General features: G+C 69.6%; 14 protein-coding genes. 5 read left to right on the top strand and 9 right to left on the bottom strand.

Annotation, left to right across the window (positions count from 1 at the left end):
• Nucleotides 1–18: 18 nt before the first annotated feature.
• Genes NO364_RS02825 through cheB form a run of 5 tightly spaced genes read right to left on the bottom strand, consistent with a single transcriptional unit; the run spans nucleotide 19 to nucleotide 6068 of the window.
• Nucleotides 19–885: a CheF family chemotaxis protein gene (locus NO364_RS02825; RefSeq protein ID WP_157688767.1), complete on the bottom strand. Its 867-nt coding sequence runs from the start codon at nucleotides 883–885 to the stop codon at nucleotides 19–21.
• On the bottom strand, nucleotides 886–2103 hold the full coding sequence (locus NO364_RS02820) for a HEAT repeat domain-containing protein (RefSeq protein ID WP_157688768.1): 1218 nt from the start codon (nucleotides 2101–2103) through the stop codon (nucleotides 886–888).
• Nucleotides 2104–2105: 2 nt separating this feature from the next.
• Nucleotides 2106–2921 carry a CheR family methyltransferase gene (locus tag NO364_RS02815; RefSeq protein ID WP_157688769.1) on the bottom strand — a complete coding sequence of 272 codons (816 nt, stop codon included), beginning with the start codon at nucleotides 2919–2921 and terminating at the stop codon, nucleotides 2106–2108.
• A 4-nt stretch (nucleotides 2922–2925) separates the two neighbouring features.
• Nucleotides 2926–4983 carry a chemotaxis protein CheA gene (cheA, locus tag NO364_RS02810; protein WP_257628475.1) on the bottom strand — a complete coding sequence of 686 codons (2058 nt, stop codon included), beginning with the start codon at nucleotides 4981–4983 and terminating at the stop codon, nucleotides 2926–2928.
• Nucleotides 4980–6068, bottom strand: a complete 1089-nt coding sequence (gene cheB, locus NO364_RS02805; protein ID WP_157688771.1) for a chemotaxis-specific protein-glutamate methyltransferase CheB — start codon at nucleotides 6066–6068, stop codon at nucleotides 4980–4982. Before cheB ends, cheA begins: the two co-directional genes overlap by 4 nt.
• Nucleotides 6069–6316: 248 nt before the next feature.
• Here cheB and NO364_RS02800 point away from each other — a divergent pair, with 248 nt between their 5' ends.
• Together NO364_RS02800 and NO364_RS02795 are read left to right on the top strand one after the other, a co-directional pair.
• On the top strand, nucleotides 6317–6751 hold the full coding sequence (locus NO364_RS02800) for a chemotaxis protein CheW (protein WP_157688772.1): 435 nt from the start codon (nucleotides 6317–6319) through the stop codon (nucleotides 6749–6751).
• A gap of 246 nt (nucleotides 6752–6997) precedes the next feature.
• Nucleotides 6998–7597 carry a response regulator transcription factor gene (locus NO364_RS02795; protein WP_257628474.1) on the top strand — a complete coding sequence of 200 codons (600 nt, stop codon included), beginning with the start codon at nucleotides 6998–7000 and terminating at the stop codon, nucleotides 7595–7597.
• Here NO364_RS02795 and NO364_RS02790 read toward each other — a convergent pair.
• Entirely contained in the window at nucleotides 7594–8022 is a 429-nt protein-coding gene (locus NO364_RS02790; RefSeq protein WP_157688774.1) for a universal stress protein, read from the bottom strand. The two genes, NO364_RS02795 and NO364_RS02790, sit on opposite strands and share 4 nt — an antisense overlap.
• Before the next feature lie 117 nt (nucleotides 8023–8139).
• Here NO364_RS02790 and NO364_RS02785 point away from each other — a divergent pair, with 117 nt between their 5' ends.
• Nucleotides 8140–8781, top strand: a complete 642-nt coding sequence (locus NO364_RS02785) for a halocyanin domain-containing protein (protein ID WP_257628473.1) — start codon at nucleotides 8140–8142, stop codon at nucleotides 8779–8781.
• 10 nt (nucleotides 8782–8791) lie between these two features.
• Here the strand turns inward: NO364_RS02785 and NO364_RS02780 are convergent, their stop codons facing one another.
• The 3 genes from NO364_RS02780 to NO364_RS02770 all read right to left on the bottom strand — a co-directional run bounded on the left by NO364_RS02780 (nucleotide 8792) and on the right by NO364_RS02770 (nucleotide 13509).
• Nucleotides 8792–11044, bottom strand: coding sequence for a PAS domain S-box protein (locus tag NO364_RS02780; protein ID WP_257628472.1), 2253 nt, complete (start codon nucleotides 11042–11044; stop codon nucleotides 8792–8794).
• Between the two features lie 78 nt (nucleotides 11045–11122).
• Entirely contained in the window at nucleotides 11123–12733 is a 1611-nt protein-coding gene (locus NO364_RS02775) for a hypothetical protein (RefSeq protein ID WP_257628471.1), read from the bottom strand.
• On the bottom strand, nucleotides 12730–13509 hold the full coding sequence (locus NO364_RS02770) for an ABC transporter ATP-binding protein (RefSeq protein WP_157688778.1): 780 nt from the start codon (nucleotides 13507–13509) through the stop codon (nucleotides 12730–12732). Before NO364_RS02770 ends, NO364_RS02775 begins: the two co-directional genes overlap by 4 nt.
• Before the next feature lie 84 nt (nucleotides 13510–13593).
• Between NO364_RS02770 and NO364_RS02765 the strand changes: the two genes are divergently transcribed.
• Nucleotides 13594–14049, top strand: a complete 456-nt coding sequence (locus tag NO364_RS02765; RefSeq protein WP_157688779.1) for a universal stress protein — start codon at nucleotides 13594–13596, stop codon at nucleotides 14047–14049.
• A 129-nt stretch (nucleotides 14050–14178) separates the two neighbouring features.
• A complete protein-coding gene (locus NO364_RS02760) occupies nucleotides 14179–14616 on the top strand; it encodes a hypothetical protein (RefSeq protein ID WP_157688780.1) in 438 nt (145 codons plus the stop codon).
• Nucleotides 14617–14684: the final 68 nt, after the last annotated feature.

Below are 14684 nucleotides of genomic sequence, written 5' to 3'. Positions count from 1 at the left end.
TTACGATAACCCCTATGACTACTGGTCGTTCATCGCCTCGCTGGCGATGTTGCGGCCGCGGGCGTTGAGCGCGACCTCCCGTCGGGTGCGGATCTCCTCGATCACCTCGAGTTCGATCAGGCGGTCGAACACCTCCTCGACCTCGTCGACGTCCATCCCGAGGAAGTCGGGGATCTCGAACGGTGAGACGCCTGAGTAAAGCGCCATCAACACCTCGTTCTGTCGCTCGGTGAGGTCGACGCCGATCTCGCTCCGGCTCTCCCCTTTCCGCAGGAGCGTCTCGAGGATCGAACACCGGCGGGTGGTGCCGGAGATGTACGTCTGGACGCTCGTGCCCTCCTGACTGTGTTCGACCTCCAGCACCCGACGGTCCTCGCCCTTGACCGACCGCTCGTTGGCCTCCATCGAGCCGATGTCGTCGAGGTCGATTTCGACGAACGAGCCGTCGGCGATGGCGATGTCGACCGAACCCTCGCCGATCTTCAGGCGCGCTTTCTCCCACTCGACGTCCGTGACCACGCCGCCCTCGACCGCGGGGTGGCGCGCGAGGACGACCGTCCGGTCGAGCAGCGCACGATAGAGCATGCGCTCGAACGACTCGGGATCCTCGGCGGAGACGAGCAACACGTCGCCGGTCGAAAGCTGGAGGCTGACGTAGCCGGAGACCTTCGCGACGAGCTGATTCACGTCGTTACGGCCTTCGAGGCTCCGAATCTGCTTCAGCGGGATCGTCCGCTTACCGTCCGATCGGGCCAGGATCAGCCGCTTGTTCGAGAGGAGGATGCGACCGCCGGTCCACTCCGCGTCGTTCAGTTCCCGGCCGTCCTTGACGACCATCGTGAACTTCCCGCGCGTGTCGACGATCTTTCGCTCCCCTTCGCTCATTCAGCGTCGCCCTCCGAGTTTGGACAGCGCCGAGAAGACCTGTTTGCGGACCTCCTCGTCGTCGCTCCGGTCGAGCAGCGCCTCGAGTTCGTCGCGGGCGCGTTCGCCGCCGACCTTCCCGAGGACGAACACCGCCTTCGATCGGGCGGCGTCGGCCACCTCGCCGTCTTCGAGCAGGTCGAGGAGCGCGTCCTCGACGCTCCGGCCGCCCAGTTCGACGAGGCTGGTCGCGGCGAACTGGGCGGTCGTCCCGTCGTCGGCGTCGAGGGCGTCGACCAGGGCCTCGACTGCGTCGGCGCGGCCCGTCTCGTCGGCCACGCGCCCGAGGAGCCACGCTGCGTTCCGCCGCTCGCGTGGCTGGTCGCTCTCCGTGAGGAGTTCGACGAGCGGGTTGACGACGCTCCGATCGGCCGATTCGAGGCGGTCGACGACCGTCTCACGGATACGGTGGCTCTGCTCGGTCGGGGCCGCCGCGAGCAGTTCGATGATCGAGAAGACCGCCGCCCGCCGAACCACGCCGACGTCGTCGTCCAGCGCCGAGATCAGCGGGTCGATGGCCTCCGGCCCCTGGTAGCCACCGAGGGCCATGACCGCCGCGTACCGCACCTCCTCGTTCTCGTCCGTGGTGGCGTCGAGCAGGGGCGAGAGGGCCCGTTCGGTGCCGATGGCCGCCAGGGCGTCGGCCGCCTCGCGGCGCACGCGGCTCGCGGGGTCGTCGAGCCGTGCGGCCAACGCGTCGGCCGCCCGCTCGTCGCCGACGCTCCCGCAGGCCCGCGCCACGCGGGCCCGCACCCCAGGGTTCGGGTCGTCGAGCGTGTCGACCAGCGCCGGGAGCGTCCCGGGGTCGGCGAGGCGCCGGAGCGCGTTCGCCGCCGCCATCCGGAGCTCCGGGCGGTCGGCCGACAGCGTCTCGACGAACGCCTCGGCGCGCACCCAGTCGGCGCCACCGTCGGTGTCGACGCCGGCCATCTCGGCGATCAGTCGCTCGATGGCGTCGGGCCCGATGGCGTCGAGGGCGTCGATGGCGGCCCCCCGGACGTCCTCGTCGTCGTCCGTCCGGGCGGCGTTCACCAGCGCGTCGACGGCCTGCGGTTCGTCGCCGACGACGTCGCCCAGTATCTCCGCGGCCCGCGTCCGGATCGTCGGGGAGTCGCTGAGCTTGAGGTGATCGAGCAGGGAGTCGACGTCCTCGTCCTTTTCGAGCTGGTAGAGAGACATTGTCAGGTCCGTCGATACACCCGTCTTCGTTTGTCCACCGTTTCGACCTGCGGTCGGCTCTCGCGCGGCAGCGTCTCGGTCATCCCGATGACGAGGTAGCCGCCGTCGCGAAGCGACGAGAGCACGGTGTCCACGACCGCACGTTTGGATTCCGCGTTGATATAGATGAGGAGGTTCCGACAGAGTACGAGGTCGACGTTCCGTTTCGGTTCGTCGGCGATCAGGTCGTGTTGTTCGAAGGTGACGAGGTCTTTCACCTCGTCGCGGACGGCGAACTGGTCGCCGTCGCGGTCGACGTAGGACGCGGCGTCGTCGAGCGGTTCGAGCTCCTCGGCCACGTCGCGGGTCTTGGTGGTCTGATAGATCCCCTCACGGGCCCGCTCCAGCACGTCGGCGTTGATGTCGCTCCCGACGATGTCCAGGCGCCGGGTCGACACCTCGTCGTCGTCGAGCGCGAGCATCGCGACCGAGTAGGGCTCGCGGCCGTCCGAGCAGGGCGCGCTCCAGACGGTCGCCCGGCCGCGGCCGCTCGTCACCTCGCGGAGCACCTCCCGGATCGGTTCCCAGGCCTCCGGGTTACGGTAGAAGCTGGTCACGTTGATGCTCAGCGAGTCGAGCAGCGCCGTCGGTTCCTCCGGGTCGGACCGCACGAGGTCCAGGTAGGCGTCGTAGGAGTCGACGTCCCGGCGCCGCATGCGCGCCGAGATCCGCCGGTCCAGGTACGACTCGTTGTAGTAGGAAGACTCGAAGTCCAGCTGTCGCTCCAGATGCGCGAGGAGGCGCTCGAAGGCCTCGCTGTCCGCGGAGTTCGAACTCATCGGCTTACAGCGTCACCACGTCGAGGATGGGGACGATGTTGCCGTCGCCGAGGACCGCCGTCCCGCTGAGCCCCGGAATCCCACTGAGGACCCCTTCGAGCGGTTTGACGACCACCTCCTCCTGTTTGTTCACGGCGTCACAACGAAGCGCGGCGCGGCGCTCCGACTTCCGGATGCGGAGCAACATGCCGTCGCCGTTTTTCGTCTCGCCGGGGACGGCGAGTTCGTCCGCCAGGTCGACCACCGGGTAGATGTCGTCGTCGTGTTCGATCATCGGCTCCTCGTTGATCGTCTTGACCGTGGGCACCCGGCTCACCTCGTCGATGTTCTTGATGGGGATGCCGTACTCCTCGTCGCCGACCTCGACGAACAGCACCTTGACGATGGCGACGGTTACCGGGAGCCGGAGGGTGACGGTCGTCCCCTCGCCGTACTCGCTCTCGACGTTCACCGAGCCGTCGAGCTGCTTGACCGTGCTGTGGACCACGTCCATGCCGACGCCACGGCCGCTCACGTCCGTCACCTCGTCGGCGGTGGAGAACCCGGGGTGGAAGACCAAGTCGTACACCTCCGAATCCTCCATCGAATCGAGCTCCGCCTCCGAGCGGACGCCCTTCTCCAGGGCCTTCTCCCGGAGTTCGTCCACGTCCAGCCCGCGGCCGTCGTCCTCGACGGTGATGGTGACGTGGTCGCGCTCGCGACTCGCCCGGAGTTCGATGGCGCCCTCGCGGTCCTTGCCCGCCCGCTCGCGCTCCGCGGGCGGTTCGATGCCGTGGTCGACGGCGTTCCGGAGGATGTGCATCAGCGGATCGCTGATCTCCGTGAGGATCGTCCGGTCGAGTTCGATGTCCTGTCCCTCCATCCGGAAGTCGATCTCCTTCTCCTGTTCGCGGGCCAGGTCACGGACCAGGCGCGGGAACTTGCTGATCACCTTCCGCATCGGGATCAGCCGCATATCCATCACCGTGTTCTGGAGGTTGCCGGTGATCTTGTCGAGTTCGCCGAGCGTGTCCGTCGCGCTCCCCACGTCGCCGTCGTCGACGGCACGCCGGAGCTTGATCCGGCTGGTGACGAGCTGTTCGACCAGCCCGTGCAGGTCGTCCAGCTGGTCCACATCGACGCGGACGGAACTGATCTCGCGGGAGGAGCCGTTGGCGCTTCCCGCGTCGCCGTCGGCCGCCTCGTCGCCCGCGTCGTCGCCGTCGGCCGCCTCGTCGCCCGCGTCGTCGTCCGCGTCGTCGCCGTCGGCCGCGTCGTCGTCCGCGTCGTCGCCGTCGGCCGCGTCGTCGTCCGTACCGTCGTCGTCGGCCGCGTCGTCGTCCGTACCGTCGTCGTCGGCCGTCTCGGTCCCCGCCTGTACGATCTCGGCGTCCTCGATGGCCGAGACCCGGTCGAGCGTCGAGCGCAGTTCGTCGGCGGTCGTCGAGGCGACGACGAGGTCGAACCCTCCCTCGTACTCGCCGTCCTCGATGGCCTCGGTCCCGGGCGTCGTCGACACCAGATCGAACTCCTCACGGACGGCTTCGAGGACGAGCATCCCGTCGACGCCTTCCATCTCCGACTCGCCGACCTCGATGCGGACGTCGAACGTGTCGACCTGGTCGGCGTCCCCGTCCGCGGCGTCCCCGCCGTCGGCATCGTCTTCCCCGCCGGTGTCGTCCCCGGCGTCGCCACTCCCGGCGGCCCCCTCCTCGAGGACGGTCCGGATGTCGTCCTCTAGGTCCGCCGTCTCGACGTCGACGGTGCCGTCCTCGTCGATGGATTCGACGGCGAGTTCGAGTCGGTCGACGCCGGCGAACACCAGGTCCATCACCTCGGGAGTCACCTCCATCGCGCCCTCGCGGAGCTCGTCAAGGAGGTCCTCGATGGCGTGGGCCAGGTCGCTGGCGTCGTCGTAGCCCATCGCCCCGAAGTTCCCCTTCAGGGTGTGGGCGGTCCGGAAGATGTCGTCCATCGCTTCCTGGTCGTCCGGATCGGACTCCAGTGCCAGCAGCGAGTTGTTCAGGTCGGTCAACTGCTCTTCGCTCTCGTGGACGAACGCCTGGACGTACTCTTCTGTCATGGGTTAACCTCCAGCTTGACGGCATCGAGGATTCCGCCGGGAATCTCTCCGGCGGCCAACACGTCGTCGACACAGCCACGCTCGATTGCCCGCTTGGGCATCCCGAACACCGCCGAGGATGCCTCGTCCTGGGCGATGACGCGGCCGCCGGCGTCGTGGATGGCCTGCACGCCGGCGGCACCGTCGGCGCCCATGCCCGTGAGGACGACGCCGACTAGCGATTCGTCGACGGCGTCGGCCGCGGAGCGCATCGTCACGTCGGCGGCCGGCCGGACGCCGTGTTCCGGCGGGTCCTCGGTCAGGCGGGTGCGCAGTCGGCCGCCGCCGGCCCCCGCGACGACGAGGTGTTTGCCGCCGGGTGCCACGAGCACTTCGCCGCCTCCGATCCGATCCCCGCCGGTGGCTTCGGAGACGTCGTACTCGCTCGCGGCGTCGAGTCGGTCGGCGAACCGCGAGGTGAACGCGTCGGGCATGTGCTGGACGACGAGCACCCGCAGGTCGGCGTCCCGGGGCAGCGATCCGACCACGCCCTCGACGACTGTCGGGCCGCCAGTCGAGGAGGCGATGACCACGGTGCCGCCCTCCCCGAACTCCCGGTCCGCGGTGGCGACGCCGCCGTCGTCGCTCGCTCCGGTGGTCGTCCCCGACACCGTCGTCGGCCCGGATCGCCCGCCGCCGACGTCGGCCTCGGCCACGGCTTTCACCTTGCGGACCAACTGCTCTTCCTTGCCCGACATCCGGGTGCTCACCTCGCCGCCCGGCTTGGTGAAGAAGTCGACCGCGCCCTTCTCCAGCGCCTCGAAGGTCACGTCGGCGCCGTCGGCCGTGTGTGCGCTCAGCATGAGGATCGGCGTCGGGCGCTCGGCCATGATGCGCTCGACGGCCTCCAGTCCGTCGACTTCGGGCATCTGGAGGTCCATCGTCACCACGTCGGGACCGTGGTCGCGGACGGCGGCCACGGCCTCGGCACCGTTGGCGGCGGTGTCGACGACGGTCAGCCCGCCGTCCTCAAGCATGTCGGACAGCAGGGTGCGCATGAAGTGGGAATCGTCGACGACGACGGCCCGTGGGTTCGCGCCGCTCATCGTCGTCCGACCCCTCCGTCGAGCCGTCCGCACGCCGGAGCCGACGACCGCAACCCGGTGTCTTCCGGGGGGAGTTGTCCGATCATTCGTTGCCCGACCTTTCCACAGCGACGAGATAAATACACCGGCACGGTTATCACGTAGGATAATTCGACCAGTACGTTTAACGGGAGATTTCCCGACCGTACGAGTATGGAGAGACGCGACGGAACCGGGGCCGTCGACCAGGACGGGCCGGAGGCGAACCCATGAGCGAGACGGCGACCCGGTCGCGAACGGTACAGCTTCTAGAGTTCGAACTCGGGAGCGAGACCTACTGCGTCGACATCGGCCACGTCGCCGAGATCGTGGACGTGAACGATCTCACGGTTATCCCGAATTCGGCGAGCCACGTGGAGGGCGTGATGGACCTCCGGGGAAACACGACGACCATCGTCGACCCGAAGGTCGTGTTCGGCATCGACGACGACGGGGCCCGCAAGCGGATCATCGTCTTCGACCCCGAACGGACGGCCGACGGGAAGTCGGTCGGCTGGATCGTCGACGAAGTCGACCAAGTGGTCGAAGTCGCCCGAAACGACATCGAATCCGCACCCGGTGATCAGGACGAGGCGGTCAGGGGCGTGATCAAGCGCGACGGGGACTTCGTCATCTGGGTCCGCCCGACCGTCGTCGATGCGTAGCGCCGTCCCGGGCCGGCCGGCGGCCCCGAAATCGGAATCAGCGGAGATAATTCGGCCAATAGGTACTTGTACGCCCAGTCGGACCGGTATGACGAAGACCCGCGGACCGAACGTCCGGCACCCGACCGCCGGCGTCGTGCCCACGGCCTGCGGCAACGATGGACGGTCCGAACCGGCGGGGTGGACGGCGTCTCGCGACACCGCCTCCGGTCGACCGTGTGACCCCCGACATCAAGGAGTACGAACATGACAGCCGAACTCTCGGACGCGACGGTGCTCATCGTAGACGACGAGCAGTCTCTGGCGGACCTATACGCCTACTGGGTCGACGAGTTCGCCGAGGCGCGGACGGCCTACGACGGCGACGAGGCATTGGAGACACTCGACGACGACGTCGACGTGATGTTGCTCGACCGCCGGATGCCCGGGCGCTCGGGCGACGCGGTCGTCGAGGCGGTGACCGAACGAGGGTACGACGTCCGGATCGTCATGGTGACGGCGGTCGATCCGGGATTCGAGATCGTCGACATGGAGATCGACGACTACCTCGTGAAACCCGTCGACCAGCCACAAATCATGGAGACCGTCGAACGGATGGTCGTCCGGAACTCCTACGACGATCAGCTCCAGCGCAAGTTCCAGCTCGTCGAGAAGAAAGTGACACTCGAAGCGGCGAAGACGCCCCACGAACTCGACGAGAGCGAGGAGTACCAGAAGCTGGTTCGGCAACTCGACACCATCGAGCGCGAACTCGACTCGGCCGTCGAGGAGTTCGACGACACCGACTTCACGGTCGCGTTCAGGGACCTCCCGGGCGGCGGCGCGGTGGACTCGACCGAAGGTTAGCGGACGACCGTCACCGGGACGGGCGACCGGCGGACGACCGACTCCGCGACGCTCCCGAGCAGGACCCGTGTGACGCCCTCGCGGCCGTGACTGCCGATGACGATGCCGTCGATCTCGTTGTTCTCCGCCCACTCGACGATCGCCCGCGAGGGCATCCCGATCACCGTCTCCGTCGCCAACTCGATCCCCCGTTCGGACGCCGTCTCGCGCGCCGCCTCGAGGACCGCCTCGGTCCGCTCCTCGGCGGTCCGTTGCAGATGTTCGAAGGTGCTCGGCGCCGCCTCGACCGACCCGTACCCCACGTCCGTGGGGTCGGTGACCGAGAGGGCGGTGATGTCGGCGTCGGGATACTCCTCCAGCGCGAACTCGAGTGCGGTGTCGGCGGGGTCCGAGCCGTCGACCGGAACGAGCAGTCGTTTCGTCATGGGAAGGAGTCCGCACGAGGACACCGTAAGCGTGGGGGTCCGCTCCCGGCCGTCGAGAACCCGACGGGTCCGACCGGGATAGTCAGGTTTTCGTAGGATGGGTCGCTACCCTCCGGTATGGGTAGCCAACGTTCCGCCTCGCGGCGCGGGTTTCTGACCGCCGTCGTGGGCGCCGCGGCGACGGCGACCGCCGCCGGAACCGCGACGGCACAGCCGTCGTTCGACGGGTGGATGAGCGACGTGGGCAACTACAGCGAGGTGGCCGACGCGACCGGCCAGGACGAGGTGACGATCACGGTCGGCGCCGAGGGCAACGGCGGGGCCTTCGCCTTCGGACCGCCCGCCGTGCAGATCGACCCCGGGACGACCGTCGTCTGGGAGTGGAACGGCGAAGGCGGCCAGCACAACGTCGTCGCCGAGGAAGGCGGCGACTTCGAGAGCGAACTCACCGCCGAAGCCGGCTCCACCTTCGAACAGACGCTCGAAGAGGAGGGCGTCGTGAAGTACTTCTGTCAGCCCCACCGGGCGCTCGGCATGAAAGGCGTCGTCGTCGTCGGGTCGATGCCCGACTCCGGCGGTGGCGGAGGCGGCGGTGGCGGTGGCGGAGGCGGCGGTGGCGGCGCCACCGGTCCCGCCGTCCCCGACAGCGCCAAGGCCCTGGTCGTGGCGCTGACGAGCGGACTGGTCTCCGTGCTCGCACTCGCGTACTTCTTCATCAGGTACGGGGGCGACTACGGCGAGGAGTTCGAGACGGCCTGATCGACCACCCCTACTCGACGCCTTCGACGCCGGTGATCTCGAAGCGCGCACCGCCCTCCGAACCGGACGTGACCCGTATCTCCCAGTCGTGCGCTTCGATCACGTCCTGGACGATGGAGAGCCCGAGCCCCGTCCCTCCCTGGTCCGTGGAGTACCCGGACTCGAAGATCCGTTCCCGGTCCGCCGTCGGGATGCCCGACCCGTCGTCGGCGACGTAGAACCCGTCGGGTAACTCGCCGACGGTGACCGTCAGGTCCGGGTCGGCGGTCGCGCCGTCGCCCCGCTCGGAGGAGCCGTGCTCGACGGAGTTACGAAACAGGTTCTCGAAGACCTGTTCTAGGCGACTCCCGTCGGCCCGGATCGTTCCGTCGACCTCGCACCGCAGGGTCGCGCCGTCGGTCGCCACGTTCCGCCAGGCGCGGTCGACCGTCGACGACAGCGACACCGGCGACGGGTCGACGTCGTGCCGGCCGGTGAGCGTCAGCAGGTCGTCGATCAGGCGGTTCATGCGGTCGAGCGCGTCCAACGCGCCGTCGAGGTCGTCGTGATCGCAGTCACACGCCCTGCGTACCGCCTCGATCCGACCGGCGGCGACGTTGAGCGGGTTCCGAAGGTCGTGTGAGACGACGCTCGCTATCCCCTCCATGCGGTCGCGCTGCCGTCGCAGTTCCTCCTCGCGGGCCACCCGCTCGCTGATATCACGGGCGGTCGACAGGATCGCCTCGTCGCCCCGGTAGGGGATCAGCGTGGAGTTGACCGCGACGGGGATCCGGTCGCCGGCCTTCGTCTCGTGGACGGTGTCGAACCGGAGCGATCCGTCGTCCGAGAGGGCGTCGAAGCGGTCGTCCTCGTCGTCCGGATCCAGGTTCGGGTCGATGTCGATCGGCTTCATCGACAGGAGTTCCTCGCGGTCGTAGCCCAGTCGGTCGACGGCGATGTCGCTGACGATCCGGAAGGTGTCGCCGGGTTCGCGGACGAAGACGGCGTCGGGGAACCCCTCGAACAGTTCGCGGTATTCGGTTCGCGACCGTTCGAGTTCGCGCTGGTGGCGGCGCTGTTCGGTCACATCGAGGAGGGTCCCCATGATCGCCGGCTCGCCTCGGTAGTCGATGCGCCCGCCGTGGACCTCGAACTCGATTTCGGAGCCGTCCTTCCGCTCGCCCCGGAGCGTGTACCGCAGGTCGTCGACGTCGCCGGACTCCCGGCGTTCGAGGTTCCGACGGAGTTTCTCCCGGTCCGCCTCGATCACCACGTCGGACGGCGTCAGCTCCGTCAGCAACTCCTCCTGAGTGTAGCCGAACATCGCGGCGAGACGCGGGTTGACGTACTCGAACTCGCCGTCCTGGATGAGGTAGACGCCGACGAGGTTCTGTTCGACCAGTCGCCGGTACTTCGCCTCGGACTCCGACAGCTCCGCGCGGATGCGCAGGCGTTCGAGCGCGCTCGCCACGTCCTCGCCCAGCTCCGCGAGGAAGTCGAGTTCGAACCCGTCGATGGCGTCCGGGGCCGCCGCACCGGCCACGAGGAGGCCGTACCGGTCCTCGTCGACGTCGAGGGGGACGGCGGCGACCGTCTCCGGGTCGGAACGGTCGGGATCGGTCGCGACCGCCGGCTCGCGGGTCGTCGCCGCCCGACGGACCGGCTCGCGGCGGTGGTCGACGGCGTCGACCGGCTCGCCGACCGCCGTCCGGACCGTCGTCGACCCCTCGGCGACGTCGACCGAGCCGATCCACGCCACGGTGTAGGGATCGGTCGCGACGAGCCGGTCACAGACCGCCCGCTCCGCGGCCGCCTGGTCGTCGGCTCGGACCAGCGCCCCGTTCACGTCGCGCGCGAGGTCGCGGAGGGCTTCGAGCCGCGCGGCCCGCCGACTGCTCCGGCGTTTCGCCACCGCCTGTGCCACCCGGTTGGCGAGTAGGGCGTAGTTGTCGGCGGCCGTCCCTTTCCGCACGTAGTCGGTCGCTCCCGCGGAGATGGCCTCGCTCGCTATCTCCTCGCTTCCCTTGCCGGTAAAGAGGACGAAGGGGAGGTCGGGCCACCGCTCCCGGACCGCCCGGAGGACGTCGAGGCCGTCCATCCCCGGCATGCCGTAATCACAGACGAGACAGTCGACGGGTTCCGCCTCGACCCGGTCGACGACCGCCGAGGGGTCCGTCTCGGTCGAGACGTCGAACCGGTCGTCCTCGCGCGCCAGCAACTCCGCGGCGACCGACGCGAGGTCCGACGAGTCGTCGACGAGTAGAACCCGGATCGTCTCCGTCATTGGCCTTTCCGTCGGTATATCAGTAATCGGTGCTATTGACCCTTTGGGCCATGGTACCACTGAACGATACGGTAGGCCTCAGAGGGTGTATCCGCGGTACCGGTTCCGCGCGTACCGGTAGGAGAGGACCGACGGCACGCCCGTCAGGAGGGCGAGCACCCCGCCCCCGCCCAGGAGGAGCGGCGAGGGTACTCCGGCCGCGAGGCCGGCCCCGACCAGCACCAGCCACGTCGACGTCCCGCCGAGGACGACGAGGGAGTAGCCGAGCAACACGAGCGTCGACGGGGCGACCGTTTCGGCACCCCACAGCTCCCGCGCCTCGTAGATGGGATACGCACAGCCGAGGCCGACGGCGAGCCCCGCGGCGGCGGGCGCGAGGACCAGGCCGAGGGCCGCGTATCCGAGGGCGACGGTCGGTGGCGTCCCGAGGGCGACGGTACCGAGGGGGAGACCGACGGCGACGGGCAGGCCGACGGCGAGCCCGGCCGCGGTTCGACCACGGAGGAGGGTTCGTGGCGGCGTCTCGACGAGCAGCAGTAGCGGGAGTTGCGGGCGGTCGTCACCCAGGGGGTTCAGGCCGAACGTCGCGCCCGCGAGGTAGACGCCGACGGCCGTCCCCGTGCCCGCGAGCAGCGACGCGAGGGCGCCGCCGTCGTGGCCGCTGACCAGCGACCCCAGCGCCGGCCCGGCGAGGAAGACGAGCATGAGCAGGTGCGAGAACTCCTGTGGATGTCGGACTGCACGCAGGAGGTGACCCCAGGCGATCCGCCCTGCCGGCCGCCAGGCGAACGGCCGCGGCGGGGCGAACCCCCCGCGGGTGCCGGCGGCCGTCGCCGACGCCGCGGAGCCGCGGTCGTCGTCCCCGAACCAGAGCGCGCGGGCGCTTCGCTCGGCGGCCGCGAGGCCGACTGGCGTCGCCGCGAGCAACCCGACGAGGACGGCGACGGCCGCCGGCGGCACCCCGCCGGCAAGCGGCGTGCCGACGAACGCGAGCGTGAGGTAGTCGGTCAGGACGGGAACCGAGAGGCGGTCCAGGAGGGTGGCGACCGAGACGTCGCCCTCGACGACGGAGTGAGCGGCGACCTGCGAGAGGACGAAGAGGCCGACGACCCCGACGACTGCGCCCGCTTTCAGCAGGCGCCTGAGCGTCGGCATCCGCCGGAGGACGCGGAGCCCCGTGATCCCCAGCGCGTATCCACAGACCGCGGTACAGGCGAGCAAGGGGAGAAAGACGGCGCCGACGGTCAAGGGGAGCGTCGGCGCGCCCAGTCCGGCGGCGAACGCCACCACCAGCGCCGCGATGGGAAGGCCGAACCAGAGCGTCAGACGGCCGATTTCGGCGACGACGAGGCCGATCACCACCGCTCGCGGCTGGACCGTCGTCAGGAGGAGGTCCTCGGCCTCGGCGCCGCCGAGACGCTCCATCGTTCGCAGCGTCGAAAGCGCCAGGAGTCCGACGGGAAGGAGGGTCGCCACGGGGTCGAGATACGGCACCGCGGCCGCGGTTCGCACGCTCCGGCCGAGCGCGTAGGCAGCCGGCAGGGCGAAGACGAGTTGGCCGCCGAAAAACAGGACGGCCACGGCGAGACCGAGGAGCCGCCGGGCATCCCGCGTGTATCCGCGCACGGAGCGGACGAACTCCGCGCGCCCGATGCGACGGCCGTGACGGAGGTCACGGCGGTGGCTCATCCGTCGCCCTCGCCGTCGTCACCGGTGACGGCGAGGAAAGCGTCCTCCAGGGTCCCCGACCCGACGGCCCCGGCGGCCGCGCGGTCGGTCAGGTCGGCCGGCGGGCCCTCGGCGACGAGTCGCCCCTCGTAGAGGACGCCCACCGTGTCGGCCACCGCCTCGACCACGGGGAGGATATGCGTCGAGAGGAAGACGGTCGTCCCGTCGTCGGCGAAGTCGGTGATCGACTCGCGGATCCGGCGCGCCGCCCGTGGATCGAGGCCGCTGGTCGGTTCGTCCAGGAAGAGCACGTCCGGGTCGTGGAGGACGCTCTGGACGAACGCCGTCTTCCGTTTCATCCCCTTGGAGTAGGAGCCGATCCGTTTCGCGGCGTCGTCACGCAACTCGAAGCGGTCGAGGTAGGCGTCGATCCGCTCGTCGGCCGTCGACGGCGGGATGTCCCGGAGGTCGGCGACGTAGTCGAGTTGCTCGCGCCCGCTGAACTCCTCGTGGAGCGGCGGCGTCTCAGGGAGGTAGCCGATGTGAGAGACCAGCCCGCGGCGGTCGGTGACGGACGTCCCTCGGACGCGGGCCTCGCCGTCGGTGGGCCTCGCGAGACCGGTCAACAGCCGCATCGTCGTCGTCTTCCCGGCCCCGTTTGGGCCGAGAAAGCCGTAGACGGTGCCGGCGGGGATGGACAGCGACACGCCGTCGACGGCGAGTTCGTCGCCGTAGCGTTTCCGGAGGTCGGTCGCCTCGACGGCCGCCGGATCGTCGGCAGCGGGGGTGGAGGGCATCGTCCGTACCACCGGTCGAAGCGCCCCTATACGTTACGCCGCGGACACCGTACACTCAAGCCCCCTGCGGTCGGAGTGACGGCCGTGTACGAACGAGTGCTCGTCCCCACGGACGGAAGCGACGCCGCGGCGGCCGCCGCCGACCACGCGGTCGGGATCGCACGGACCTACGGGGCGACCGTGCACGCCCTCTACGTCGTCGACGTGCGGATGAGTCCGATCGACGCCGACGTGGACCGCGAAGCGGCGCGCGACCTGGTCGAGGCGTCGGACCGACGACCGCTCGACTCGGTCCGTGCCCGGGCGTCGGCCGCGGACGTGCCCGTTGTCGAGGCGATTCGGGTCGGCGTCCCCCACGAAGCGATCGGCACCTACGTCGACGAACACGACGTCGACCTCGTCGTCATGGGGACCCACGGTCGGACCGGACTGAAACGCGGCCTCCTCGGGAGCGTCACCGAGCGGGTCCTCCGGCGTTCCGACGTGCCGGTCATGACCGTCCGGGAGCGCGGGGACGACGGCGACGGGGGCGAGGAGTAGGGAGCGTCGTGAGACGGCGACTGGACGGTGACACGGTCGTCGTCCGGCCGACGGAAGCCGGCGACCGATCGCGGCGGCATCGTTCCGAAGACGGCAACCCTTTTCGGCATGGCTCGTGAACTCGGTCGCATGGCAGACGACACTGGCGACGAGTCCGAGACTGCGGACGGCGAAACCGGCGACGTGGAGGGCGGCGAGGGCGACGGCGAGGAGAAGTCCTTCCGCGAGCGCGTCGAGGAGATCCGCGAACGCCGCGCCGAGGAACGCGAGGAGGGCGAGCGTCCCGACCCCGAGGAGATGATGGGCGGCGGCGAGGGCGGCAACCCCTTCGCACAGATGATGAGCGGCATGATGGGCGGCGGCGGTGGTGGCCCGCCCGGCATGGGCGGCGGTCCGCCGGGGATGGGCGGCGGCGGCGGTGGCCCGCCCGGCATGGGTGGCGGCCGCGGCGAGGAGGAGTCGGTGGGGAACGAAGAGCTCGTCCGCGAGGTCCGACAGCTCAGGGACGAGGTGCGCGACGCCACCCGACAGCTCCAGCGGATCGCACAGGCGCTCGAAGACGACTGACCGCGGCCCGTTCTCATACGGATCATTGTAACTGTTTACCGGTGGTTCGCCAGGACAGTCCGGCGAAC

Source organism: Haloplanus salinarum (assembly GCF_024498175.1).
In the GTDB taxonomy this organism is placed as follows: Archaea; Halobacteriota; Halobacteria; order Halobacteriales; family Haloferacaceae; genus Haloplanus; species Haloplanus salinarum.
This window is presented reverse-complemented; position numbering and strand designations above follow the sequence as displayed.